22 protein-coding genes, 4 tRNA genes and 1 pseudogene are annotated in these 24,428 nt (G+C 61.1%); 18 read left to right on the top strand and 9 right to left on the bottom strand.

Annotation, left to right across the window (positions count from 1 at the left end):
• The first annotated feature begins 30 nt into the window (after positions 1 to 30).
• Complete coding sequence (gene ispH / locus PSH86_RS26130) at positions 31 to 978, top strand: 4-hydroxy-3-methylbut-2-enyl diphosphate reductase (RefSeq protein WP_109756382.1); 948 nt, start codon at positions 31 to 33, stop codon at positions 976 to 978.
• On the opposite strand, the gene PSH86_RS26125 is transcribed toward ispH, so the two are convergent.
• Entirely contained in the window at positions 932 to 1,471 is a 540-nt protein-coding gene (locus tag PSH86_RS26125; protein ID WP_305485914.1) for a GspH/FimT family pseudopilin, read from the bottom strand. The two genes, ispH and PSH86_RS26125, sit on opposite strands and share 47 nt — an antisense overlap.
• 189 nt (positions 1,472 to 1,660) lie before the next feature.
• Between PSH86_RS26125 and PSH86_RS26120 the strand changes: the two genes are divergently transcribed.
• From PSH86_RS26120 to PSH86_RS26085, 8 genes are all read left to right on the top strand, one after another.
• Positions 1,661 to 2,134 carry a GspH/FimT family pseudopilin gene (locus PSH86_RS26120; protein ID WP_305485911.1) on the top strand — a complete coding sequence of 158 codons (474 nt, stop codon included), beginning with the start codon at positions 1,661 to 1,663 and terminating at the stop codon, positions 2,132 to 2,134.
• Positions 2,131 to 2,592, top strand: a complete 462-nt coding sequence (gene pilV / locus PSH86_RS26115) for a type IV pilus modification protein PilV (RefSeq protein WP_305485907.1) — start codon at positions 2,131 to 2,133, stop codon at positions 2,590 to 2,592. The genes PSH86_RS26120 and pilV overlap by 4 nt, the downstream gene beginning before the upstream one ends.
• On the top strand, positions 2,589 to 3,302 hold the full coding sequence (locus PSH86_RS26110; protein WP_109756378.1) for a PilW family protein: 714 nt from the start codon (positions 2,589 to 2,591) through the stop codon (positions 3,300 to 3,302). The genes pilV and PSH86_RS26110 overlap by 4 nt, the downstream gene beginning before the upstream one ends.
• A gap of 20 nt (positions 3,303 to 3,322) precedes the next feature.
• The gene (locus PSH86_RS26105; RefSeq protein ID WP_116834281.1) at positions 3,323 to 3,793 is read left to right on the top strand and encodes a PilX N-terminal domain-containing pilus assembly protein; all 471 of its coding nucleotides are present in this window, start codon (positions 3,323 to 3,325) and stop codon (positions 3,791 to 3,793) included.
• Positions 3,780 to 6,881, top strand: coding sequence for a pilus assembly protein (locus PSH86_RS26100; protein WP_305485902.1), 3,102 nt, complete (start codon positions 3,780 to 3,782; stop codon positions 6,879 to 6,881). Before PSH86_RS26105 ends, PSH86_RS26100 begins: the two co-directional genes overlap by 14 nt.
• Before the next feature lie 10 nt (positions 6,882 to 6,891).
• A complete protein-coding gene (locus tag PSH86_RS26095) occupies positions 6,892 to 7,293 on the top strand; it encodes a type IV pilin protein (RefSeq protein ID WP_134925875.1) in 402 nt (133 codons plus the stop codon).
• 56 nt (positions 7,294 to 7,349) lie between these two features.
• A complete protein-coding gene (gene thiO, locus PSH86_RS26090; protein ID WP_305485897.1) occupies positions 7,350 to 8,450 on the top strand; it encodes a glycine oxidase ThiO in 1,101 nt (366 codons plus the stop codon).
• A gap of 1,240 nt (positions 8,451 to 9,690) precedes the next feature.
• Positions 9,691 to 10,056 carry a DUF6124 family protein gene (locus tag PSH86_RS26085; RefSeq protein ID WP_305485894.1) on the top strand — a complete coding sequence of 122 codons (366 nt, stop codon included), beginning with the start codon at positions 9,691 to 9,693 and terminating at the stop codon, positions 10,054 to 10,056.
• 85 nt (positions 10,057 to 10,141) lie between these two features.
• Here PSH86_RS26085 and PSH86_RS26080 read toward each other — a convergent pair whose 3' ends face one another.
• From PSH86_RS26080 to PSH86_RS26065, 4 genes are all read right to left on the bottom strand, one after another.
• Positions 10,142 to 11,488, bottom strand: coding sequence for a sigma-54 dependent transcriptional regulator (locus PSH86_RS26080; RefSeq protein ID WP_163856580.1), 1,347 nt, complete (start codon positions 11,486 to 11,488; stop codon positions 10,142 to 10,144).
• Positions 11,485 to 13,074 carry a nitrogen regulation protein NR(II) gene (locus PSH86_RS26075; RefSeq protein ID WP_109756372.1) on the bottom strand — a complete coding sequence of 530 codons (1,590 nt, stop codon included), beginning with the start codon at positions 13,072 to 13,074 and terminating at the stop codon, positions 11,485 to 11,487. The genes PSH86_RS26080 and PSH86_RS26075 overlap by 4 nt, the downstream gene beginning before the upstream one ends.
• The gene (locus tag PSH86_RS26070; protein ID WP_109756371.1) at positions 13,064 to 13,297 is read right to left on the bottom strand and encodes a PP0621 family protein; all 234 of its coding nucleotides are present in this window, start codon (positions 13,295 to 13,297) and stop codon (positions 13,064 to 13,066) included. The genes PSH86_RS26075 and PSH86_RS26070 overlap by 11 nt, the downstream gene beginning before the upstream one ends.
• Positions 13,298 to 13,422: 125 nt before the next feature.
• On the bottom strand, positions 13,423 to 14,439 hold the full coding sequence (locus PSH86_RS26065) for an outer membrane protein assembly factor BamD (protein ID WP_092204245.1): 1,017 nt from the start codon (positions 14,437 to 14,439) through the stop codon (positions 13,423 to 13,425).
• Positions 14,440 to 14,590: 151 nt separating this feature from the next.
• Here PSH86_RS26065 and rluD point away from each other — a divergent pair, with 151 nt between their 5' ends.
• From rluD to PSH86_RS30750, 9 genes and pseudogenes are all read left to right on the top strand, one after another.
• A complete protein-coding gene (gene rluD / locus PSH86_RS26060; protein ID WP_116833478.1) occupies positions 14,591 to 15,553 on the top strand; it encodes a 23S rRNA pseudouridine(1911/1915/1917) synthase RluD in 963 nt (320 codons plus the stop codon).
• Complete coding sequence (gene pgeF, locus PSH86_RS26055; protein WP_305485885.1) at positions 15,550 to 16,275, top strand: peptidoglycan editing factor PgeF; 726 nt, start codon at positions 15,550 to 15,552, stop codon at positions 16,273 to 16,275. The genes rluD and pgeF overlap by 4 nt, the downstream gene beginning before the upstream one ends.
• 129 nt (positions 16,276 to 16,404) lie before the next feature.
• Positions 16,405 to 18,969, top strand: coding sequence for an ATP-dependent chaperone ClpB (gene clpB, locus PSH86_RS26050; protein WP_305485882.1), 2,565 nt, complete (start codon positions 16,405 to 16,407; stop codon positions 18,967 to 18,969).
• Positions 18,970 to 19,268: 299 nt separating this feature from the next.
• Positions 19,269 to 19,344, top strand: a tRNA-Asn gene (locus tag PSH86_RS26045).
• Positions 19,345 to 19,351: 7 nt separating this feature from the next.
• Positions 19,352 to 19,428, top strand: a tRNA-Pro gene (locus PSH86_RS26040).
• Positions 19,429 to 19,433: 5 nt separating this feature from the next.
• Positions 19,434 to 19,509: transfer RNA gene (locus PSH86_RS26035), tRNA-Lys, on the top strand.
• A 93-nt stretch (positions 19,510 to 19,602) separates the two neighbouring features.
• A tRNA-Pro gene (locus PSH86_RS26030) sits at positions 19,603 to 19,679 on the top strand.
• Between the two features lie 145 nt (positions 19,680 to 19,824).
• Positions 19,825 to 20,547, top strand: a pseudogene (locus PSH86_RS30755) (MCP four helix bundle domain-containing protein); the annotation flags it as partial.
• Positions 20,548 to 20,586: 39 nt separating this feature from the next.
• A complete protein-coding gene (locus PSH86_RS30750) occupies positions 20,587 to 21,450 on the top strand; it encodes a methyl-accepting chemotaxis protein (protein WP_370873837.1) in 864 nt (287 codons plus the stop codon).
• A gap of 208 nt (positions 21,451 to 21,658) precedes the next feature.
• On the opposite strand, the gene PSH86_RS26020 is transcribed toward PSH86_RS30750, so the two are convergent.
• Genes PSH86_RS26020 through PSH86_RS26005 form a run of 4 tightly spaced genes read right to left on the bottom strand, consistent with a single transcriptional unit; the run spans position 21,659 to position 24,394 of the window.
• Complete coding sequence (locus tag PSH86_RS26020) at positions 21,659 to 22,957, bottom strand: NAD(P)/FAD-dependent oxidoreductase (protein WP_305485879.1); 1,299 nt, start codon at positions 22,955 to 22,957, stop codon at positions 21,659 to 21,661.
• A 60-nt stretch (positions 22,958 to 23,017) separates the two neighbouring features.
• A complete protein-coding gene (locus PSH86_RS26015; RefSeq protein WP_003185543.1) occupies positions 23,018 to 23,191 on the bottom strand; it encodes a DUF3094 domain-containing protein in 174 nt (57 codons plus the stop codon).
• A gap of 52 nt (positions 23,192 to 23,243) precedes the next feature.
• On the bottom strand, positions 23,244 to 23,771 hold the full coding sequence (locus PSH86_RS26010) for an MOSC domain-containing protein (RefSeq protein ID WP_116833475.1): 528 nt from the start codon (positions 23,769 to 23,771) through the stop codon (positions 23,244 to 23,246).
• The gene (locus PSH86_RS26005) at positions 23,768 to 24,394 is read right to left on the bottom strand and encodes a DUF1780 domain-containing protein (RefSeq protein WP_003205682.1); all 627 of its coding nucleotides are present in this window, start codon (positions 24,392 to 24,394) and stop codon (positions 23,768 to 23,770) included. Before PSH86_RS26005 ends, PSH86_RS26010 begins: the two co-directional genes overlap by 4 nt.
• Positions 24,395 to 24,428 lie beyond the last annotated feature (34 nt).

Here is a 24,428-nt window from a genome sequence, read left to right as displayed (position 1 = left end):
AGGCTCGCTCCCACAGACACGAGGCACAGCATGCAAATCAAACTCGCCAACCCCCGTGGCTTCTGCGCCGGTGTGGACCGGGCGATCGAAATCGTCAACCGCGCCCTGGAAGTCTTCGGGCCGCCGATCTATGTGCGCCACGAAGTGGTCCACAACAAATTCGTCGTCGAAGACCTGCGTAGCCGCGGCGCCATTTTCGTCGAGGAACTGGACCAGGTGCCGGACGACGTCATCGTGATCTTCAGTGCCCACGGGGTTTCCCAAGCGGTGCGCACCGAAGCCGCCGGCCGTGGCCTGAAGGTATTCGATGCCACTTGCCCACTGGTGACCAAGGTGCACATTGAGGTGGCGCGCTACAGTCGCGACGGCCGCGAATGCATCCTGATCGGCCACGAAGGCCATCCGGAAGTCGAAGGCACCATGGGCCAATACGATGCCAGCAACGGTGGTGCGATCTACCTGGTCGAAGACGAGGACGACGTTGCGGCCTTGCAGGTGCGCAACCCTGAGAGCCTGGCTTTTGTCACCCAGACGACCCTGTCCATGGATGACACCAGTCGTGTGATCGACGCCCTGCGTGCTCGTTTCCCGGCCATCGGCGGCCCGCGCAAGGATGACATCTGCTACGCCACCCAGAACCGTCAGGACGCGGTCAAGCAACTGGCCAACGAATGTGATGTAGTGCTGGTTGTCGGTAGCCCGAACAGCTCCAACTCCAACCGCTTGCGCGAGCTGGCCGAGCGCATGAATACGCCGGCCTACCTGATTGATGGCGCCGAGGACATGCAACGCAGCTGGTTCGATGGCGTCGAGCGCATCGGCATTACCGCCGGTGCCTCCGCGCCGGAAGTGCTGGTGCGCGGCGTGATCCAGCAATTGCAGGCCTGGGGCGCAATCGGTGCCGATGAGTTGGCCGGTCGCGAGGAAAACATCACTTTCTCGATGCCGAAAGAGCTGCGCGTCCGCTCCTTGCTTTAAGTTCTTTTTCGCACAGCGCCTGCTCGGCTTTGACGCTTTCCAGGTGGACGCGGCCGGAGGGCGCCAGTATCACTTGATGGTGGCTGACCGGCCCGCGTTTGGCGCAGACATGCAGCGTGCCTGCCTGGAATGCGCCGTTGGCGTGCAGCGCTTCTCCCTGGCTGCCGAACCTCACCCTGCGTTTCACCGGCTGGTTGCCGACCACCCGGGCGCTTGCCCTGCGCTCCATCAGCACGGTCTTGTCCTTGTCGTCCAGGGTAATGCGCCATCCCCGGCCCCAATCGTCATCTATCCCCCTGAGCACGACTGTCTGGTTGCGGGCAATGGCTTCGGTGCGGGCGCTGCGCAAGCCGCTGATCAGCAACTGCGCGGTGTCCTTGCGTTCGATGGATTCGATCAGCTCTTTGTAGCCCGCGCCGGCCCACGGCAGAACAATTGCGGCAATTGCCAGTCCCATGAGCAGTTCGATCAGGCTGAAGCCCTGTTGATACATGACGTCTCCTCCCTGGAGAGCGTGAAGCGGATTCAAGACTTATGAATCATTGTGGCGAGGGGATTTATCCCCGTTGGGCTGCGTAGCAGCCCCAATAAGGCTAAATCCCCTCACCACAGATGCACACAAAGGCGGTGGTTTGTTCTAGCGTGTACAAGCAGGTATAGCCGACGGCAACGGAGGGCACCGATGGATCTTCGTACAAAAGGTTTCACGCTGATCGAGGTGCTGGTGGCCCTCGGCGTGCTGCTGATCCTGATCACCATGGCGGTGCCGGCGTTTACCGGATCGATGCAGAGCACCAAGGCCGATACCGAGATCGGCGATCTGCGCCGGGCGCTGAACTTTGCCCGGATGGAGGCGATCGACCGTGGTATCACCACGCGAATTCGTCCCACGGCCCAGGGCAGTGCCTGGAGCGGCGAACTGACGGTGTATGACAGTACTGGCTCGTCGCCCAATATATTGCGGGTTGTTCCAGCGATGGGCAGTGGCGTGACTCTGACGCTAACCTCAGAGGTGAGCAATATTGATTTCAACAACCTTGGCGGGTTGTCGGCACCGGCCACGCCGGTGAGTTTCAATTATGTACGAGGGGCGCAGAGCAGGACGCTGAGTGTTTGCCTCAATGGAAGAATCGTATTGGGTGGAAGTTGCGGATGAAGGGTTGCAGTAAAAGGGCGCAGGCCGGCATGACGTTGATCGAGGTGCTGGTGGCGGTGCTGATTCTCGGCGTCGGCTTGCTGGGGGCGGCAATGATCCAGCTCAATGCGCTCAAGTACACCGACAGTTCGCGCATGACCAGCCAGGCCAGTTTCATTGCCTACGACCTGCTGGACCGCATTCGCGCCAATTCCGGCGCCGACTACACCATCACGCCGCCCAGCTCGCCGAACCTCAGCGTGGCCCGGGACCAGGACCTTTATGATTTCAAGACCAACATCATCGCCTTCGGCGGCGCCACTGCCACCGGCACCATTGCGCTGAATCTGCGGGTCTACACCATCACCATTTCCTGGGACGACGCACGCGCCGCCAACACCACCAACGCGGCCGAGGCGCGGCGCAGCTTTGTGCTGACCAGTCGCGTCGCCGTCGATCCGGTGGGGGCGACGCCATGAACCGGCACAGTCGCGGTTTTGGCCTGATCGAGTTGATGATCGCGCTGGTGCTCAGCTTGATCGTCGTGCTGGGTGTCGTGCAGATCTTCATCGCCGCCAAGAACACCTACATCAGCCAGAGCGCGGCGGCGGTGATGCAGGAGGACGCCCGGTTCGTACTGAGCAAAATGGTCCAGGAGATTCGCATGGTGGGCATGTTCGGTTGCCTGGGGACCATTACCGATGCGTCCACGGCCAATGATTTCAATGCCAGCCAGATCACCCCGATCCGCTGGGACAACGCTAACCGGAGATTGACCCTGGTCACCGCGGACATAGGCAGTGGCGGGAGCACTCCGACCTGGACCGTCGTCTCCGATTGCCGCACCTCGGCGACGGCCTATACCAATGCACGGTTACCGGCGGCGGGGCAGTTGGCCTTCCCGATCCGTCGACTGATCTACAGCTTCAACAACAATCAATTGCTGCTGGGTAGCGGCGCCGGCAACCCGACCTTGTCGGTGCTGGTGGATAACGTGCGGGCGTTCGACGTGACCTTCGGCGTGGCCGGGAGCGCGACGGATATCGCGGCGTCGAGCTACACCGCCAACCCGGCAGACCCGGCACTGATCCGCAGCGTACGCTTGACCCTGACGCTCTTTGATCCGAAGAACGCGGTGCGCGAGCAGACCTTCAATGTGGTTGCCGCCTTGCGCAACCGGCTTCTATGAGGGGGCGATCGATGAGTTCGATGAATCTCAAGCATCGCCAGCGAGGCATGGCTCTGCTGGTCAGCCTGGTTTTTCTGTTGCTGCTGACGCTGATCGGCCTGTCGTCGATGCAGAGCGCCACTCTCCAGGAAAAAATGACCAGCAGCGTCATGCTGCGCAACCAGTCCTTCCAGATTGCCGAGGCGGCGTTGAGGGTGGGTGAGAGCGCGGTGCAGGTCGAGACCTATTCACTGGCGGTCTGTACCACCGCGACTCAGTGCGCGCCACCGGCCGAGTCGGCGACCATCATGGCGGCCGGGCGCAATTCATCCTCGGGGGTGCTCTGGGTCGCCGCTGCCGGCGGGTTTTATGGCGTGCAGAACATCGGCACCACGCTCGCGGCGGTCAATGTACCCAGCAATACATCCGCGACGCTGTACCGGATCACGGCGGTAGCCGTGGTGGGCAATAACCAGCGCAGCGTGGTGGAGAGCATCTATGCGAAATACTGAGGCTCGCCGTGGCTGGATAGCGATGTTGTGGGGGGTATTGCTCAGCCTTTATCTGGCTGCCCCGGCCTATGCGTTCACGCCTTCGGACTCGCCGTTGCTGAGTGCGGGTGCCGTCACGCCGAACGTGATGCTGCTGATCGATGACTCGGGGAGTATGAACAACATTATCTGGGCGGCGGGGTTTGATCCGGCTGTGACGCAAGTGCGCACTTATGCCTGCAGCGCCAGTAACAACTGTAACGACAGGTATGAGCTGGACCTGGAAGATTCGAACATCCTGTTGGTGGGCCTGTTGCGTGGCGGCTGCTCGTCTGGCTGGTACGGTTTCTATCGACCCAGCATTGGGCGGGTCTGCCTTCGGTTGCCAGATCCTGTGGGAGGCGGCAATACCCGTTACACCGGTAAATACCTGGCGTATCTGGTGACCCTGGCCAACGGCTCGAGCCGGGATTTCACCACCGGCACGATTCCCAACGATTATCGAATCAACGTGGCGCGGGATGTGTCCAACGACCTGGTTGCCAGCAATCGTGCCTTGCGTATCGGCCTCGCCACGTTCAACCCGCCCAACAGCAGCAATTCCGGGCCAGGAGGCTACATCGCTCGCGCCATCAGCGACCTTTCGCCGGTCAGCGGCAGCGTGACCCAGACCCAGGCCAACAGCAACTACACTGCCCTGATCAACGCGATCAACGGTCTGGGCGCCGTGGCGAATACGCCGCTGGCCGAGAGCTATTACGAAGTCACCCGTTATTTCAGGGGCATGGCGCCGTACTACAACAGCACACCGGCCACCTATACCAGCCCGATCCAGTACCGTTGCCAGAAAAACTTCGGCGTGGTGATCACCGACGGCTTGCCTACCTATGATCGTACGTTTCCCACCAACGACCCGCTGGGAGGGGCCCGCTTGCCGAACTGGGATGGCATCAGCACCAACGATGGTGACAACCCCAGCGGTGACGGCGAGGGCGATACGCTGTACCTGGACGACATCGCCAAGTTCGCCTTCGACATCGACATGCGCTCCACTGGCACCGATGCCACCGGCCAGAGCTGGAACGCCACGGATTTCACTCGGCAGTACCTCAATACCTACACCGTGGGTTTTACCGCCACCAATCAAATGCTGTCCGACGCCGCCCGCTACGGTGCAGGCAAGTATTACCAGGCGACCGACAGCGAAGGCCTCAACTCTGCGTTGGCCTCTGCCCTGAGCGATATCACCTCCAAGGCTGGATCCGGGGGCGCAGGCACGACCAATGCCGCCACGTTGTCCAGCACCTCCAGCTACTACCAGACCACGTATGACCCCAAGGACTGGCGCGGGACCATCCGGGCATTCGGCTTCACCACGACAGGTACGGTCAACAGGGCTGCGGCGCAATGGACCACCGACACGGCCATCGTGCCCGGTGCCACGGCGCCGATTTACCAGTCGTGGAATACCGCGACCAATGTGCCTGTCACCCTGGCCTACGCTAACTTCTCGCCGGCCCAGCAAATCAGCCTCAGCCAGAACCTGCCCACGGGGATCACCGGTAACGATCTGGTGGAGTGGAGCAAGGGGGTCAATAAGACCGGTTTGAAGGTGCGCAGTGTATTGCTGGGGGACATCATCAATTCGCCGTTGGTGCTGGCATCGCCCAATGAGCAGACCGCTGCGGATTTGCTCAACGACACCAGCTACAGCACGTACCTGACCACCAAGGCGACGAACATGAATACCAGCCTGGTGGTGAACGCCAACGACGGTTTTTTCAGCGTCATCAACAGTGCCAACGGTACCCGGCGTTACGCCTATATGCCGTCGAGCGTGCTGCCCTCGTTGCAGAGCATTGCCGACACCAACTACATCAATGGTGTGAGCCACAAGTTCCTGGTGGATGGACAGGTCGGCGTATTCGATACGCAATCGGGGAGTGTCTGGAAGACCGTGGCCCTGGGCGGCACTGGTGCCGGGGGCAAGACGTTCTATGCGGTTCAGTTGTTCGATGCGACAGCGGGCAATGTGTTGCGGGCGTTGTGGGAGATCAGCGCGCCGACCGTGGCCAACACCGCCAACGCCTTCAATGACCTGGGCTACGCCTACGCCCGTCCCGAAGTCGCCCGCCTGGCGGATGGGCGCTGGGCGGCGTTCATTTCCAATGGCTACGGCAGCAACAGCGGTGTCGCGGCGTTGTACGTGGTAGATATCCGCGACGGCTCGCTGATCAGGAAAATCGTCATCAACAGCAGCGAGACCGGCAATGGCTTGTCGTCGGTCAAACTGCGGGTCAATTCCCAGAACGTGGTGCAGGCGGCATACGGGGGCGATTTGAAAGGGCGGATGTGGAAATTCGACCTCAGTGCCACTTCACCGGCCACATGGGGCGTGGCGTTTTCCGGCCAGCCGTTGTTCACCACTTCCGGTGGCGCGACTCAGCCGATCACCGTTCAACCGCTGCTGGCGGACAACCCGCAGGGCGGTACCCAGGTGTTTTTCGGCACCGGCAAGTTCAACGAAACGGCGGATAAACTCAACAAGGACCTGCAAGGGTTCTACTCGATATGGGACGCCACCGGCGGTGCCGGGCAAATCACCGTGTCGAACCTGCAGGCCCAGTCGATCACGGGGGTGTTCTCAGGCAGTACGGGGCAGTTCGTGACCACCAGCCAGACCGACGTGGCTTATCCTTCGAAAAAGGGCTGGTACCTGCCCTTGGTGTACAACAACGTGCTGACTGGGGAGCGGGTGATCAACCCGGCCAATCTGGTGAGCGGGCGCGTGGTCTTTACCACGGCTGCCGTGGACACCACCGACCCTTGCGCCAGCTTTGGTACCGGTAAACTGATCGAAGTGGATGCGTTCAACGGTAAGATGCTCAACTATGCGGTGCTCGATACCAACGGTGACGGCAAGCTCAACAGTTCTGACACGATTTCCAGCGGGGTGGTCTTCACGGGCGGTATTCCGACCTTGAGCGCCGTGGTTAGCGCCAGTGGGGCTACCAACATGATCGTCAACGACTCCAGCGGCAATATCACCGAGTTGCTGGAAAAATCCGTGGGCGGCAGCCGTCGCATCATGTGGCGACAAATACAGTGAGAGGCAAGGCATGCGCAGATCCAACCGGGGTTTCACCTTGATCGAAATCATGATCGTGATTGCGATCATCGGTATCGTGATCACCGTCGGCTATCCGAGCCTGACCGAATACATGAAGAAGGGCCGGCGTACCGAAATCGCTGGGTTGCTGTCGCAGCAAGCGCAGATTCTCGAGCGCTACTACTCGAAGAACAACGTCTACACCAACGCGACCGGCCTGAGCAGCGGTAACGATTTCTACACCATTACCCCGACCCTGGCAGACCAGAGCTTCACCCTGACCGCCGTGCGCAAGAGTGGCTCGTCCATGGCCACGGACAAATGCGGTGACTTCACGATCAACAATACCGGTGTGCGGAGCATGATCAACGCTGCTGCCGGGCTGACCACCAAGGATTGCTGGGGCCGCTGAGTTTCTTTTATTCGGGCGCTGCCTTGCGCCCTCTGTCTTATGAGTCGAATCAGAACATGACCAGGCAACAGCAAGTGGTGATTGTCGGCGGCGGAGTCATTGGCCTGTTGACAGCGTTCAATCTGGCGTCCGAAGGGCAGCGCGTGGTGCTGCTGGACCGCTCCAGTGTCGGCCAGGAATCGTCCTGGGCTGGCGGCGGTATCGTGTCGCCATTGTATCCATGGCGCTATAGCCCGGCGGTCACGGCGTTGGCCCACTGGTCGCAGGACTTTTATCCACAGTTGGGGGAGCGTTTGTTCGCCGCCACCGGGATCGATCCGCAAGTGCATGTCACCGGCCTGTACTGGCTGGACCTGGACGACCAGGACGAAGCGCTGGCCTGGGCCGAACGGGAAGGGCGCCCGCTGCGGGCTGTGGATATCTCGGCTGTCCACGATGCGGTGCCGGTGCTGGGCGCGGATTTTTCCCGGGCGATCTACATGGCCGACGTGGCTAACGTGCGTAACCCCCGGTTGGTGAAATCCCTCAAGGCTGCATTGTTAGCGCTGCCGAATGTCACGTTGCATGAACACTGTGAAGTCAGCGGGTTCATCCGTGATGGCGGGCGTGTTGTCGGGGTGGACAGTTCTGCCGGGCAGATTCGTGGCGATCAGGTCGTGCTGGCGTCTGGCGCCTGGAGTGGTGAGTTGCTCAAGACTTTGGGGCTGAAATTGCCGGTCGAGCCGGTCAAGGGCCAGATGATTTTGTATAAATGCGCGTCGGATTTTCTGTCGAGCATGGTTCTGGCCAAGGGCCGTTATGCGATTCCGCGTCGTGATGGGCATATTCTGGTTGGCAGTACGCTGGAGCGTGAGGGCTTCGACAAGACCCCGACGGATGCTGCGCTGGAGAGTCTGAAGGCTTCGGCCCAGCAGCTGATTCCGGCGCTGGCGGGGGCTGAGGTGGTTGGGCATTGGGCTGGGTTGCGGCCTGGATCGCCTGAAGGCATTCCCTATATCGGTGAGGTGCCGGGGTTTGCGGGACTGTGGTTGAACTGTGGGCATTATCGCAATGGGTTGGTGTTGGCGCCGGCGTCGTGTCGGTTGTTTACGGATTTGATGTTGGGGCTTGAGCCTGTGATTGATCCTGCGCCTTATGCGCCGGCGGGGCGGTTGTAAGGTTCGGTTTTGGCTTGGGAGTTTTGGTGACGAGGCGGCCTTAAAGCCGACCGGGATTTGTTGACCGAGTACATATCCATTCCTGCGGTAACGGCCACTTATGGTTTCGCTTTTACAGCGACTCACTTTCGAAGAGCCCGGAAGCCGGCCCAGTCGAAAGTGAGCAAAGCGCTTCTGCCCCACCACTCGGTGCCTCGCCTAGGCTCGGCATGCCCGAACGAAGGCATTGCTCCGTGGGCCCGCCGCGAAGGGCCATCCATGGCCCAGCGCGGCTACCTCGGCATCCATGCCGAGGTGCCCACTGCGCAATACCTTCGTTCGGCCATCGTGGTTAACGGGGCGCCAAAATCTACGTCCACCGCGAGGCGGCCTGACAGCCGGCCTGGCTCTCCTCGGTGGTACACCAATCAGATTTTGTGGGAGCAAAGCTTGCTCGCGAAGGCGGCCTTACAGCCGACCTGCTTCTCCTGCTGTGCCCCCGATCCAATTGTGGGGCTGTTCGCGAAGGCGGCGGTACAGTCGATGAATATGTTGAATGCTCCAGTCTCTTCGCGAGCAGGCTCGCTCCCACAGGAGGATCGCGATCATCAAAAAATCAGGTCGGCTATAAGGCCGCCTCGCAGTGGACGTTGATCTCGGCGCCCCGTTAACCACGCTGGCCGAACGCAGGTATTGCGTAGTGGGCATCCCGGCATGGATGCCGGGATAGCCGCGCTGGGCCATGGATGGCCCTTCGCGGCGGGCCCACGGAGCAATGCCGGAGTGAGGGCACACCGAGCCTAGGCGAGGTGCCGAGTGGTGGGGCAGGAGCGCTTTGGTTACTTTCGCGCTTTTCGAAAGTGACCCGCTGTAAGAGCGGAACCATAAGTAGCCGTTACCGCAGAAACGGATATACACACCGCCCTCACAGCCGACCTGTCTTTGTGGGAATGATCGGACAAAGTTCTGATTCGAACCGAATTTTCAGACGAGTTCTGGCGGTTGCCGGGTGGGAAGGGCATTGGCTAACCTTTTCCCGTCGCTGCCAATTCAGCGTCCGGGCGTCGCGGCCCGCTAACTTGGTGCATAATTCCAGTCGACGACAGTGCTTCGGTATTTGTCGTTCCGTCATGGCTGGCTGTGCGTGGGATACCTTCGGGTATGCCGGAGGCTCCAAGTTCGGTCCGCGAACCTGCGTACAGCAGCCACTCCCAATCGCGTCGCGGCGATCGGTGGCAGCTCCAAAACTTGGAGATGCACGATGATCAAAGTCACACCCAATCCCCCCGAAACCGATCCCTCGTCAGCCCATGGCGGGCTCGATTCTCAAAAACTCGATGAAGCCGCCAAGCGCGCCCTCGACTATTACCTCGGCCCAAAACCCGAAGCCAAAAAGAAATCCGCCTCAAACCAGTTATTCACTGTCGTGGACGGCATCGACACCGAATGCCTCCTCACCAACCTCAGCGAAACCCTGGCCTCCGCCAACGCAACGGTCAGCGACCTGGCCTTCGAGCTCGAAGGCTCGCGGCGACATGTTGCCTTGGGGGTACAACAGTTGATTGAGCTGAGCGAGTTGTTGGCCAATCGAGTACTGGATAAACAGGTGCCGGTGGCGCAAGGCTAGAAGAGCTGCCAAGGCAAACACAGAACCTGTGGCAAGGGAGCAAGCCCCCTCGCCACAGGGGTTAGCGTGGCTTCAACGCCGCGGCTCAATCCAACCCCAACTTCTTCAACCGATACCGCATCGACCGAAACGACAACTTCAACCGCTGCGCCGCCGCCGTGCGGTTCCAGCGGGTTTGCTCCAGGGCCTGGAGGATGAGCTTGCGCTCGACGTCTTCCAGGTAATCCTCCAGGTTGTCGACCTGCATCAAATCGGGATTGCCCGCCTCAGTAGTACTATTACCCTCGGCCAGGCGCAGGTCGTCGGCTTCGATTTGTTGCTGTTCGCAAAGGGTGTAGGCACGTTCAAGCATGTTCTCCAGTTCCCGCACGTTGCCCGGGAAGCGGTAATTCCTGAGAGCGTCCAACGCCTGGGGATGCAACTTGGCCGGTGGACTACCGGTGTTGGCCGCCAGACGCTGGAGCATGTGATTGGCCAGCGGTTCGATGTCTTCGCGACGTTCGCGCAAGGGCGGGACGCGCAGTTCGATGACATTTAGCCGGTAATACAAATCCTGGCGAAAGCGCCCGGCGGCGACTTCGGCATCCAGGTCCTTGTGGGTGGCGCAGAGGATTCGCACATCCACCACTTCTTCCTGTTGGCCGCCAACAGCGCGCACGGCCTTTTCCTGGATCGCCCGCAGTAGCTTGACCTGCATGGCCAGGGGCAGGTCGGCCACTTCATCGAGGAATAAGGTCCCGCCGTGGGCGGCCTGGAACAGCCCGGGCTTGTCTTCGATGGCGCCGCTGAAGCTGCCTTTTCGATGGCCAAAAAACTCGCTTTCCATCAGCTCAGTGGGAATCGCCCCACAGTTGACTGGCACAAAACCCTGGTTGGAACGGGGCCCCTGTTCGTGGATCAGCCGGGCGACCAGTTCCTTGCCGCAGCCCGATTCCCCGCTGATGTACACCGGTGCCTGGCTGCGAGCGAGTTTTTCGATCTGTTTGCGCACATTGCGCATCGGCGGGGAGTCACCCAGCAGGCAACGCTCGATAGTGCTTGCCGGAAGAGCGACCGGCGGCAGGCGCAGGGCGCTGCTGACCAGCTCCCGCAACCGACCCAGGTCGACCGGCTTGGTCAGGAAGTCGAAGGCGCCGGCCTTGAGGGCGTCGATGGCGGTTTCCAGGCTGCCGTAGGCAGTGATCATCGCCACGGGCAGTTGCGGGTAGCGCTGCTGGATGTGCTGCACCAGTTCCAGGCCGGTGCCATCGGGCAGGCGCATGTCGGTCAGGCACAGGTCGAAGGTATCCCCCGCCAGCAGGCTCTGGGCCTCGGCCAGGTTCTTGGCGCTGCGGGTGTCGAGTTTCATCCGGCCCAGGGTAATGTCCAGGAGTTCGCGGATGTCCGGTTCGTCGTCGACGATCAGGATTCGTTGCCGTGAGCGAATATTCAAATCTGTTTCCGTCCGTGAGCAAAGGTGATGCGAAAGCAGCCGCCGCCTTGGCGTGGTTTGAAGTCTAGGCGGGCCTGGTTGCTTTCGCACAGCTCACGGGACAGATAGAGCCCAAGGCCGGTGCCCTGGCTGCTGGTGGTAAAGAAGGGCTCGAACAAGTGCGCTTGCTGTTCTGGAGTCACGCCGGGGCCGTTGTCGATGATGTCCAGTGTGGACAGCTGGCTGTGGGGATCGATGAACAGTTTCAGCCAGGCCTCGGCCTGTTCGTGGGCCATTGCGCTGTGGCGCCAGGCGTTGCGCAGCAGGTTGTCGAGTACCTGGGTCAACTGGTCGGGGTCCATCAGCGTGGTGTAGTCGCCCGGATCGATGCTCAGGTGCAATTGCTGGTGCTCGGCCATGCTTTCGTGGGCCTGTCGGACGAACTGTTCGAGCCAGGTCCGCAGATCGAGGCGTTGGGGTGTGGTTTGCTGGCGGCGAGACAGTTGCAGGACGTTTTCAATGACGCGATTCATTCGTTGAGAGTGATCTTGAATAATCTGCGTCAGACGCCGATCCGCGTCGTTCAGTTCCTCGGATTCGCGCAGCAATTGCGCCGCGTGGCTGATGGCGCCCAGGGGGTTGCGGATTTCGTGGGCGATGCCGGCCGTCAGGCGTCCGAGGGAGGCTAGCTTGAGTTGTTGGGCCTGCTGCGCAACCTGGGCCAGGTCTTCGAGGAAGACCAGGATCTGATGTTGCTCGTTGTGGCCCAGGGCGATGAAGCTCGGTTGCAGTGCCAGGCCCGTGCCGCTGATGGTCAGGCTCTGCGCGCGCAGGCTAGGGTTGTTCAGCCACAGTTGTAGACGTTCGACCAGGGCGACGGAGTAGTCATCGATCCGCTGGCCGACCAGGTCGTGCATGCCCAGCAGGTTCAAGGCGCTTTCGTTGGCCAGTTGTACCCGACGTTCGCGGTCCAGCACCAGGATGCCGGTGCGCATGCGCTGCAGGATCAGCGCGTTGAGTGCTTCGAGGCCGATCACTTCGCTGGCCCGTTGCTCAGCCAGGGTTTCGCTGGCTTCCAGCCGTCGGGTCAGGCCTTGTACCAGCAGGGCGGCGGCGAAGCACAGTGCCCCCAGGGTCCCGGCTTGCAGGTAGCTGCTGGGGCGGTTCGAGTCGCTCAGGCCGAGGAAGAAAGTCGAGCCGACGATACCGATCGTGGCGACAGCGGCGATCAACAGGCCGACTCGGCCTCGCAATAGCGTATTGCCGATGGCTACCGAGACGATGAGCAGGTTGCCGATGGCGCTGGGCACACCGCCTGCGGCGAAGAACAGCCACGAAAGCAGCAGTACGTCGGTGAGGGCCAGGCCGAACAGCCGGGCAGGGCGGCGAGTGTTTTCAAGGAACACTACAAGCAGGATGTTCAGCACCAGATACAACCAACTGCCGCTGCGCAGCAGGTCGTCGTTGGCGAACTCCAGCAGGCGATTGTCCAGTTTGCTGGAGATCAGCAGCACCAGGGTGATGCCGATGCTCAGGCGGTACAGGTGATAGAGACGCAGCAGACGCTGCGTCTGTTTTTCGCGCGGGCTTGAGGTCTCAGCGCTCACGAGTGCCCGGGCCTTGCTCGAGGTGAGCCTGGCTGCAATACCATTGTTGTTCGAGGGCCAGTGCCCGGTCGCGAGGCAGGTGTACGCCGCAATGAGCGCAACGGACCATGGGGGGAGCGTCCTGCTCGCGGGGTGCCTGCGATGGGGAAGAGGTGCTCTTGAGCTTGCGCCAGAACCATACCGCGGCGGCAATCAGGGCGATCCAGAACAGTAAACGAAGCATGATGGGCGGCTTTTTGGCTAATGATCCGGCAGTTTAGCCAAGGACAGGAACGGCGCACAGCGCAATAAAAGCCAGGTACAAAAAAGGGAGACCGTCGGGTCTCCCTTTTTGCTGATGCCCCTGTCTCAGTCGAACAGGCCGAAGGTCAGGTGGCTGAACCAGGAGCGGTCGCTGGACTCGTTCTCAGGCTCTTCTTCTTCGATCACGTCACCATTTTCATCCTTGGGCTTGAGTTCGTTCGGGATGGCTTCCTTGGCATCCTGGAATTGGCGTTGCACGTCCTGGTTGGCGCGCGTCTCTCCCGGCGGCAGCGGCGGACGCGACTCGATCAGGCCCAGGGTCGCCTTGCTCAGCCACGAACGGTTGTCCGCTTCGTCGACCCGCGGGGTGAACTGGCCATCGACCAGGGATGGGTGATCCGGGTAGTTCAGCTTGAGGGTTTCCAGGCTGGTGGCCGCCAGGTCGTCCAGGTGCAGGCGCTGGTAGGCTTCTGTCATCACGGCCAGGCCGTCGCCCACCGATGGGGTTTCCTGGAAGTTTTCCACCACGTAGCGACCACGGTTGGCGGCGGCGACGTAGGCCTGACGAGTCAGGTAGTAGTCGGCCACGTGGATTTCGTAGGAAGCCAGCAGGTTGCGCAGGTAGATCATGCGCTGCTTGGCGTCCGGCGAGTAGCGGCTATTGGGGAAGCGGCTGGTCAGCTGGGCGAACTCATTGTAGGAGTCGCGCGCGGCGCCCGGGTCACGCTTGGTCATGTCCAGCGGCAGGAAGCGCGCCAGCAGGCCGACGTCCTGGTCGAAGGAGGTCAGGCCCTTGAGGTAATAGGCGTAATCGACGTTCGGGTGCTGCGGGTGCAGGCGAATGAAACGCTCGGCGGCGGACTTGGCGGCTTCCGGCTCGGCGTTCTTGTAGTTGGCGTAGATCAGCTCCAATTGGGCCTGATCGGCGTAGCGACCGAACGGATACCGCGACTCCAGCGCCTTGAGCTTGGCGGTGGCGCTGGTATAGCTGTTGTTATCCAGGTCGTTCTGCGCCTGTTGGTACAGTTCGACTTCGCTCAGGTTTTCGTCTACGACTTCCTTCGACGAGCAAGCAGCAGTCAATGCGAGGATGGCGATCAGCAGCAGGTGTTTCACTTGCATGGCGGCTTGCGTCCCTATGACGGCCGCTGTCTTGGGCGGGGCCGTCCTGTTATGATGAGCGCCCCGTTGAAAAGCCTCGGGGCAAAAGACGCCGTATTTAACCACAAGCGCGCAGCCGAAACCAAAGGCTGTGCCGACGCCCAGTCCGAGCATGTCCGATAAAATAGAACTTCGCGCAGAGGTGCCGTCCGAATTGGGCGGCCAACGCCTCGATCAAGTCGCCGCACAACTCTTCGCCGAGCACTCGCGCTCGCGCCTTTCCGCCTGGATCAAGGACGGCCGCCTGACTGTGGATGGGGCGGTGATCCGCCCGCGCGACATCGTCCACGGCGGTGCCATCCTCGAGCTGACCGCCGAGCAGGAGGCCCAGGGAGAATGGGTCGCCCAGGACATCGCCCTGGACATCGTCTATGAAGACGACGACATCCTGGTGATCAACAAGCCGGCGGGCCTGGTGGTGCACCCGGCTGCCGGTCATGCCGACGGGACGTTGCTCAATGCCTTGCTGCACCATGTACCGGACATCATCAATGTGCCGCGTGCCGGCATCGTGCATCGCCTGGACAAGGACACCACCGGTCTGATGGTGGTGGCCAAGACCATCCAGGCGCAGACACAACTGGTCACTCAGTTGCAAAGCCGCAGCGTCAGCCGTATCTATGAGTGCATCGTGATCGGCGTGGTCACCGCCGGTGGCAAGATCAACGCACCGATTGGCCGTCACGGCCAGCAGCGCCAGCGCATGGCGGTGATGGAGGGCGGCAAGCAGGCGGTCAGCCATTATCGTGTGCTTGAACGCTTCCGTTCCCACACGCATGTGCGGGTCAAGCTGGAAACCGGGCGTACCCACCAGATCCGTGTGCACATGGCCCACATCAACTTTCCGTTGGTGGGTGACCCGGCCTACGGTGGTCGCTTCCGCATTCCGCCAGCCGCCAGCCAGACCATGGTCGAATCGCTGAAGAATTTCCCGCGCCAGGCGCTGCACGCGCGTTTCCTGGAGTTGGATCATCCGACGACCGGCAAGCGCATGAGCTGGGAGTCGCCGTTGCCGGATGACTTTGTCTGGCTGCTGACGTTGCTCAAGCAGGACCGCGAGGCGTTCGTCGGATGAGTGACTGGCTGATACCCGACTGGCCTGCGCCGGCCCGGGTCAAGGCCTGCGTCACCACCCGAGGGGGCGGCGTCAGCCTGGCGCCGTTCGACAGCCTCAACCTGGGCGACCATGTGGGCGACGACCCCACGGCTGTCGCCGAAAACCGCCGTCGTCTCACCGATCAGTTCGCCATCACCCCGGCCTGGTTGCAGCAGGTCCACGGCATTGCCGTGGTCGAGGCTGACCCCACCCAGGTAGCGACCGCCGATGCCAGTTGGACCGACACACCGGGTATCGCCTGCGCGTCAATGACGGCGGACTGCCTGCCCGTACTGTTCTGCAACCGTGCCGGCACCCGCGTCGCAGCGGCCCATGCCGGTTGGCGCGGGCTGGCCAACGGTGTGCTGGAGGCCACCCTCGACAGCCTTGCCGTGCCTGCGGATGAAATCCTCGCCTGGCTCGGCCCGGCCATTGGTCCGCAAGCGTTTGAAGTTGGGCCGGAGGTGCGTGAAGCCTTCATCGCGCAACTGCCTGAAGCGGTAAAAGCTTTCGCCGCGAGCCCCAACGCCGGCAAGTTCCTGGCCGACATCTATCAGTTGGCCCGCTTGCGGCTGGCGGTGCGCGGTGTCACTGCGGTGTACGGTGGTGGCCTGTGCACCGTGACCGACCCTCGTTTCTTTTCCTACCGCCGCAATCCGTGCACCGGTCGCTTCGCCTCGCTGATCTGGATCGAGCGCTAGACTTCGCTGATCTGCATCAAGGCTGCGCTGCTTGAAACTTCCAGAATCGACCACATCTATAAGGGTATCTGGCAGGTTTCTTCATTCAGGATGTGTTTAGGTCCGGCCTGCTCAAAAGGAAGGTGACCCATGCGTATTGATCGTTTAACCAGCAAATTACAGTTGGCCCTGTCCGATGCCCAGTCCCTGGCCGTCGGCCTGGACCATCCCGGTATCGAACCGGCGCATTTGATGCAAGCCATGCTCGAACAGCAGGGCGGTTCCATCAAGCCCCTGCTGATGCAGGTCGGCTTTGACGTCAACAGCCTGCGCAAAGAACTGGCGAAAGAACTCGACCTGTTACCCAAGATCCAGAATCCGACCGGTGACGTGAACATGTCCCAGGACCTGGCGCGGCTGCTCAACCAGGCCGATCGCCTGGCCCAGCAGAAGGGCGACCAGTTCATTTCCAGCGAGCTGGTGCTGCTCGCCGCCATGGATGAAAACAGCAAGCTCGGCAAACTCCTGCTTGGCCAGGGCGTGAGCAAGAAAGCCCTGGAAAATGCCATCAACAACCTGCGTGGCGGCGAAGCGGTCAACGACGCCAACCACGAAGAGTCGCGCCAGGCGCTGGATAAATACACCGTCGACCTGACCAAGCGTGCCGAAGAAGGCAAGCTCGACCCGGTGATCGGCCGTGACGACGAGATCCGCCGCACGATCCAGGTGCTGCAACGCCGCACCAAGAACAACCCGGTGCTGATCGGTGAGCCAGGCGTGGGTAAAACCGCCATCGCCGAGGGCCTGGCCCAGCGCATCATCAACGGCGAAGTGCCGGATGGCCTCAAGGGCAAGCGGCTGTTGTCCCTGGATATGGGGGCCTTGATCGCCGGCGCCAAATACCGTGGTGAATTCGAAGAGCGGCTCAAGGCGCTGCTCAATGAGCTGTCCAAGCAGGAAGGACAGATCATCCTGTTCATCGATGAACTGCACACCATGGTCGGTGCGGGCAAGGGTGAAGGCTCGATGGACGCCGGCAACATGCTCAAGCCAGCGTTGGCTCGTGGCGAGCTGCACTGCGTCGGCGCGACCACGCTCAACGAGTACCGCCAATATATAGAGAAAGACGCGGCCCTTGAGCGGCGCTTCCAGAAAGTACTGGTGGAGGAGCCGAGCGAAGAGGACACCATCGCTATCCTGCGCGGCCTTAAAGAACGCTATGAAGTTCACCACAAGGTGGCGATTACCGATGGCGCGATCATCGCGGCGGCCAAGCTCAGCCACCGCTACATCACCGACCGCCAATTGCCGGACAAGGCCATCGACCTGATCGACGAGGCGGCCAGTCGCATCCGCATGGAAATCGACTCCAAGCCTGAAGTGCTGGATCGGTTGGAGCGGCGACTGATTCAACTCAAGGTCGAATCCCAGGCCCTGAAGAAAGAAAGCGACGAAGCGGCGAAGAAGCGTCTGGAAAGGCTGCAGGAAGAAATCGTTCGCCATGAACGCGAGTATTCCGACCTCGAGGAAATCTGGAACTCGGAGAAAGCCGAAGTCCAGGGCTCGGCGCAGATCCAGCAGAAGATCGAACAGTCCCGCCAGGAGCTGGAAGCGGCGCGCCGTAAAGGCGACCTCAATCGCATGGCCGAGCTGCAGTACGGGGTGATCCCGGATCTGGAGCGCAGCCTGCAGATGGTCGACCAGCACGGCAAGAGCGAAAACCAGTTGCTGCGCAGCAAGGTCACCGAGGAAGAAATCGCCGAAGTGGTCTCCAAGTGGACCGGTATTCCGGTGTCGAAAATGCTCGAGGGCGAGCGTGACAAGCTGCTGAAGATGGAAAGCCTGCTGCACCAGCGCGTGATTGGTCAGGAAGAAGCGGTGGTGGCGGTGTCCAACGCCGTGCGCCGTTCCCGCGCCGGGCTGTCGGACCCTAACCGGCCGAGCGGTTCGTTCATGTTCCTCGGCCCTACCGGTGTCGGTAAGACTGAATTGTGCAAGGCGTTGGCCGAGTTCCTCTTCGATACGGAAGAGGCCATGGTGCGCATCGACATGTCCGAGTTCATGGAGAAACATTCCGTGGCACGGTTGATCGGTGCGCCACCAGGTTATGTCGGCTATGAAGAGGGTGGCTACCTGACCGAGGCTGTGCGGCGCAAACCGTACTCGGTGATCCTGCTCGATGAAGTCGAGAAGGCGCACCCGGATGTGTTCAACATCCTGCTGCAAGTGCTGGAGGATGGTCGCTTGACCGACAGCCACGGGCGCACGGTGGATTTCCGTAACACGGTGATCGTGATGACCTCCAACCTGGGCTCGACGCAGATCCAGGAACTGGTGGGTGACCGCGAGGCGCAGCGCGCTGCGGTGATGGATGCGATCTCTACCCACTTCCGTCCAGAGTTCATCAACCGGGTCGACGAAGTGGTGATCTTCGAGCCGCTGGCCCGCGATCAGATTGCCGGCATTACCGAGATCCAGTTGGGTCGCCTGCGCAGCCGTCTTACCGAGCGTGAGCTGAAACTGCAATTGAGCGATGAGGCGTTGGACAAGTTGATTGCCGTGGGTTACGACCCGGTCTATGGCGCACGGCCGCTGAAGCGGGCGATCCAGCGCTGGATCGAAAACCCGCTGGCGCAGTTGATCCTGTCGGGTCGCTTCATGCCGGGTGAAACCGTGACCGGTACGGTGGAGAACGACGAAATCGTCTTCAACTGAAAGCCGGCATTGTCTGCAATTGGAATGGCCTCGCTTTGCGAGGCCATTTTTTTCATCAGGCCGTTGAACTCAAAGGAAAAGGCTTGTAAAGTGCGCCCCGCAGTCAGTCACCCCAAGGACGACTTCTCACTGAGAAGGAATCCAAAATAAGTTGCAAATCATTGTCTTGAAAGCAATTTAAGGGGTTGACAGAGGTTTTGAAGATTGTAGAATAGCGCGCCTCAGACACACGAACGCAGCGATGCGTAAGGGTAGAAGAGGTTGAAGCTAGCTTCAACGTTGTAACTTGAAATATCAGTTCCGTGATAGCTCAGTCGGTAGAGCAAATGACTGTTAATCATTGGGTCCCAGGTTCGAGTCCTGGTCACGGAGCCATTTCAATCGGGGTATAGCGCAGTCCGGTAGCGCGCCTGCTTTGGGAGCAGGATGTCAGGAGTTCGAATCCCCTTACCCCGACCATATTTGGGTCGTTAGCTCAGTTGGTAGAGCAGTTGGCTTTTAACCAATTGGTCGTAGGTTCGAATCCCACACGACCCACCATTTTTGAAACCAGTTCGCTGGAATCGAATCTTAAGATCAGATGCCAAAAGCGCTGATCGAGAAGGCGACTTGCGAAGGTCGCCTTTTTTTTACCGGGGTATAGCGCAGTCCGGTAGCGCGCCTGCTTTGGGAGCAGGATGTCAGGAGTTCGAATCCCCTTACCCCGACCATATTGAAAATCCTCGTATCGAAAGATACGGGGATTTTTTTTGCCTGCGATAAAGCAGATTGCCTTAAGTCATCGTACAACCTGCCGATAACCCACCGACAGGGGCATGGCCCCACTTCAGGCCAATAATAAAAAAGGCGCTCCCCATGGTTCTTCGTCAACTGAATATCGCCCCCCGTGCTGCGTTGGGTTTCGCTTTGATCGCCGTGCTGGTGGCATTGCTCGGGGTGTTTGCGCTGGGACAGATGTCGAGTATCCGTGACAGTGAAGTCGCGGTAGAAACCCAGTGGTTGCCCAGTATTCGCGGCGGTGACGAGATCCGTGAATTGATGTTGCGCATCCGCACGATCTCCCTGCGCATGGCCCTGGACCAGGATCCGAAGAACATCTCGGTGTATCGTGGGCAAATGGACACCCGCGACAAGGAACTGAGCGAAAAAATCGCCAGTTACGAAAAGCTGGTCGTCACGCCTGAAGGCAAAGCGCTTTATGACCAGTTCAAGCAAACCTTCGCTGCTTACCGCACGGGCATCGCCCAATCCTTTGCACTGGCAGAGCAGGGACGTCGGGACGAGTTGATCAAGCTGCTGCTGGTGGACATGAAGACCGTGGTGGACGGTTCCGGCAAACAACTCAACGACCTGGCGGAGCTGTTCTCCAAACAAGTCTCCATCGAAAGCCAGAAATCCCAGGAGCACTACGTCAATTCCCGGATGATCGTCAGCCTGTTCATCGTGCTCGCCGCCCTGGCGACGGTGGCCCTGGCCATGCTGCTCACCCGCAGTATCGTCAAGCCTTTGGGCGAGGCCTTGAATGCTGCCGAGAACGTTGCCCGAGGCGACCTGACCCGACCGATCGAGACCCACGGCAGCGACGAAGTGAGCCGCTTGCTCAAGGCGCTGGCGACCATGCAGCAGAACCTGCGTGAAACCCTGCAGGGTATCAGCGGCTCGGCTACCCAACTGGCGACCGCCGCCGATGAGCTGAACGCGGTCACCGTCGATAGCACCCACAGCCTGCAACAGCAGAACAACGAAATCGAACAGGCGGCCACAGCCGTCACCGAAATGACCACCGCCGTGGAGGAGGTCGCGCGCAATGCGGTTTCCACCTCCGATGCCACGCGTCAGTCCAGTGAGTCGGCGTCCCTTGGGCAGCAGCGGGTCAGCGACACGGTCGATGCCATCGGCGCCCTTGCCAGCGATGTGCAAGTGACTGGCGGCCTGGTGCAATCCCTGGCCAACCAGTCGCAGGATATCGGCAAGGTGCTGGATGTGATCCGGGCCATCGCCGAGCAGACCAACCTGCTGGCCCTCAACGCGGCCATCGAAGCGGCCCGGGCGGGTGAGAGTGGACGGGGGTTCGCGGTGGTCGCGGACGAGGTGCGGGCGCTGGCTTATCGCACGCAGCAATCGACCCAGGAAATCGAACAGATGGTCCAGGGCATGCGCAGCGGTGCCACCCAGGCACTCGACTCCATGCAGGCCAGCTCCAGTCGCGCCGCCAGCACCCTGGCGATGGCGGAACGGGCAGGGGAAGCGCTACAGACCATCACGGCCTCGGTCAACGAGATCCACGAGCGTAACCTGGTGATCGCCAGCGCCGCCGAAGAACAGGCGCAAGTCGCCCGTGAGGTGGATCGCAACCTGGTGAACATTCGTGACTTGTCGGTGCGCTCGGCCTCCGGCGCGGACCAGACCAGCGCGTCCAGCCATGAGTTGTCGCAACTAGCGAATTCGCTGCGCACGATGGTGCAACGGTTTCAGGTTTGATTGATGCTGCGGAGCTCGATTTTTATCGTTTAGATGACTATTGACTGCACTGCCGCCTTCGCGAGCAAGCCCGCTCCCACAGGAGATCGAGTATTTCATGAGTATGCGATCAACTGTGGGAGCAGGCTTGCTCGCGAAAACGGTGGAACAGGCGATGCACCTCTAGAACCCATCGCTGTCACGAGCAGTTTACGCGTCGCTTTTATCCTCAGTGCAACTTCAGCCGAGGCTCAGTCCCACGCCCGATCTTGCTCCCCAACATCAGCATCGCCGTGCGAAACATGCCGTACAGCGCCATCTGGTGCATGCGGTACAGCGACACGTAGAACATCCGCGCCAGCCAGCCTTCGAGCATCACGCTGCCGGTCAGGTTGCCCATCAGGTTGCCCACTGCCGAGAACCGCGACAGCGAGATCAACGAGCCGTAGTCGGTGTACTTGTATTCAGGCAGGGCCTTGCCCTCGATCCGCAGCTTCAAGGACTTGGCCAGCAGCGAGGCCTGCTGATGCGCTGCCTGGGCGCGGGGCGGGACGTTGCGTTCGCTGCCGGGTTGCGGGCAGGCGGCGCAGTCACCGAAGGCGAAGATGTTCTCGTCACGGGTGGTCTGTAGCGTAGGCAGCACGTGCAACTGGTTGATCCGGTTGGTCTCCAGGCCGTCGATGTCCTTGAGGAAGTCCGGTGCGCGAATCCCGGCGGCCCAGACTTTCAGGCTCGCGTCGATCACTTTGCCATCCGCCGTAATCAGGCTGTCGGCGGTCACCTGGCTGACAGCGGCGTTGGTCATGACATTGACCCCGAGTTTTTCCAGGGTCTTGTGCACCGGCCCGCCGATACGCTCCGGCAGTGCCGGCAAGACGCGTGGGCCTGCCTCGATCAGGGTGATGTGCATGTTTTCCGGTTTGATGCGGTCCAGGCCGTAGGCGTGCAGTTCGTGGGCGGCATTATGCAGCTCGGCCGCCAGTTCGACCCCGGTCGCACCGGCGCCGACGATGGCGACGCTGATGCTCTCGACGATATCGGTCTGCCCGGCGTGGGCACGCAGATAGTGGTGGAGCAGTTGCTGATGGAAACGCTCGGCCTGTTTGCGAGTGTCGAGGAACAGGCAATGCTGCGCCGCGCCTTCGGTGCCGAAGTCGTTGGTGGTACTGCCGACGGCAATCACCAGGGTGTCGTAGCCTAGTTCCCGGGCCGGCAACAATTCGACGCCGCCCTCGTCATAGGTGGCGGCCAGTTGGATTCTCTTGCGCTCGCGATCCAGGCCACTCATGCGCCCGAGCTGGAACTCGAAGTGGTTCCATTTTGCCTGGGCAACATAGTTGAGTTCGTCTTCGGAGGAGTTCAAGGAACCGGCGGCCACTTCGTGCAGCAGGGGTTTCCAGATGTGGGTCAGGTTCGCGTCGACCAGCATCACACTGGCCGTACCGCGCTTGCCCAGAGTCTTACCCAGACGGGTAGCCAACTCCAGACCGCCGGCGCCGCCGCCAACGATGACAATACGATGAGTCATGGGGATATCTCGCAAGGCTAAAGGAAATCGGTGCCGTTACCCGCGCGAGCATCAAGCGGCTCATAGCGTCAGGTAACTGATCAGTCGGCTCAACAGGCCCAGGCCGATGGTCACGGCCAGCACCACCACCAGGAGCATCCACGGCCGGAAGGGCCGGCGCTCGACTCGGTGCTGGGACAGTTGCAGGTACTCTTCGACATGCTTCTGGTCATCTGGGTTCAGGCGGCTGGTCATAAAGGCCTCGTCAGGTAGACGTTGCGAAAGGTGTAGACGCTACAGCGTCCGGCTATCCGGCATTGAAAGCAGCGTAGCCGCTCGCCGGAACAGGTTCGACACGCAAGCTGTCGTCCAGGCGAATGATTCCACTTTTTAACACCCGGGCTGTGATTCCGCCATGGCCGCGTACGGCCTGGAACGTCCCTTCGCCGAGGTTTCGCTCCAGTCGCGCGCACGGCTGGCACCAGCCGGTGGTTTCGAAGATCGCCTGGCCGATGCGAAAGCGCCGGCCCTTGAGGCTGAACAGATTGATGCCGCTGATCACAAGGTTGCGTCGCAGCTCTTGTGGCAACACCGGTTGATCCGCCGCGCGGCCCATCAGGGAACTGATCACGGCCAGGTGCTCCCACTGAATCAAGGTGACTTGCCGGGCATTGCGCACGCCGGGGCGGGCATGATCACCCGTCAGGCCGGCTTCCAGGCGGGCCTCCACGGCGTCCAGTTCGATCATGGGGGCGTGGCCCTGGGGGCGCACGCCAATCCAGCGTACGCGGCCCTGCTGCGGCACGGCGGCGATCAATTCCTGCAATGGGCTCACAGGCTGATCCCGACATCGAACACAATGCTGCGCCCCAGGTTGCTGCGCAGGAAGTCCGGCGCATCGGGATGGGCGAACAGCACCCGGGCGAACGTCGGCCCCACCAGCGACAGCGAGCGCCAGCCCTGGCGCAGGTATTCGGTCGGCGGCGGGAAATGGCTGTTGAGGTCCAGCACTTCGCGCTTGAGGCTGGCGAAGGCGATGATGTCCAGGTCGCCCAGGTCCATGCCGCGCTCGGTGTAGTTGTGGGCTTTCTTGCGCAGGGTCGGGGCCAGCCGCATCAGGAATTCATTGGCCGGGATCCGCCGGGGCTTGGCCTCGCGACGCACCAGTTGGCTCAGGGAGAACGCACTGCGGCGGCGTTGCAGTTCATCGCGCCATTCATCATTGAGACGGCGGCCCTCGTCGAGCACGAAAAAAACCTCGAAATTGGCATCGCGAAACAAGACGTCCGGCGGTTCGCCGGCCGGCGCGAACTCGTCGGCGCGATAAGGCACGTTCAGCCCTTGCAGCAGACGCTGGCAGACCCAACGCTCACGCTCCCATTTGCGGGCATTGGAGAGAAAGGCGTTGGCTTGCTCGGCCGCGATGGTCAGCAGGCGTAAGTAATCGGAGTCATCCATGAGCCCAAGCTTAGCGTTCAATTGCGACAAGCTG

The sequence above is a fragment of the Pseudomonas sp. FP2300 genome (genome assembly GCF_030687595.1).
Classification (GTDB): Bacteria; Pseudomonadota; Gammaproteobacteria; order Pseudomonadales; family Pseudomonadaceae; genus Aquipseudomonas; species Aquipseudomonas bijieensis.
The sequence above is the reverse complement of the archived record's forward strand: the minus strand, read 5'-3'. Positions and strand labels throughout refer to the sequence as shown.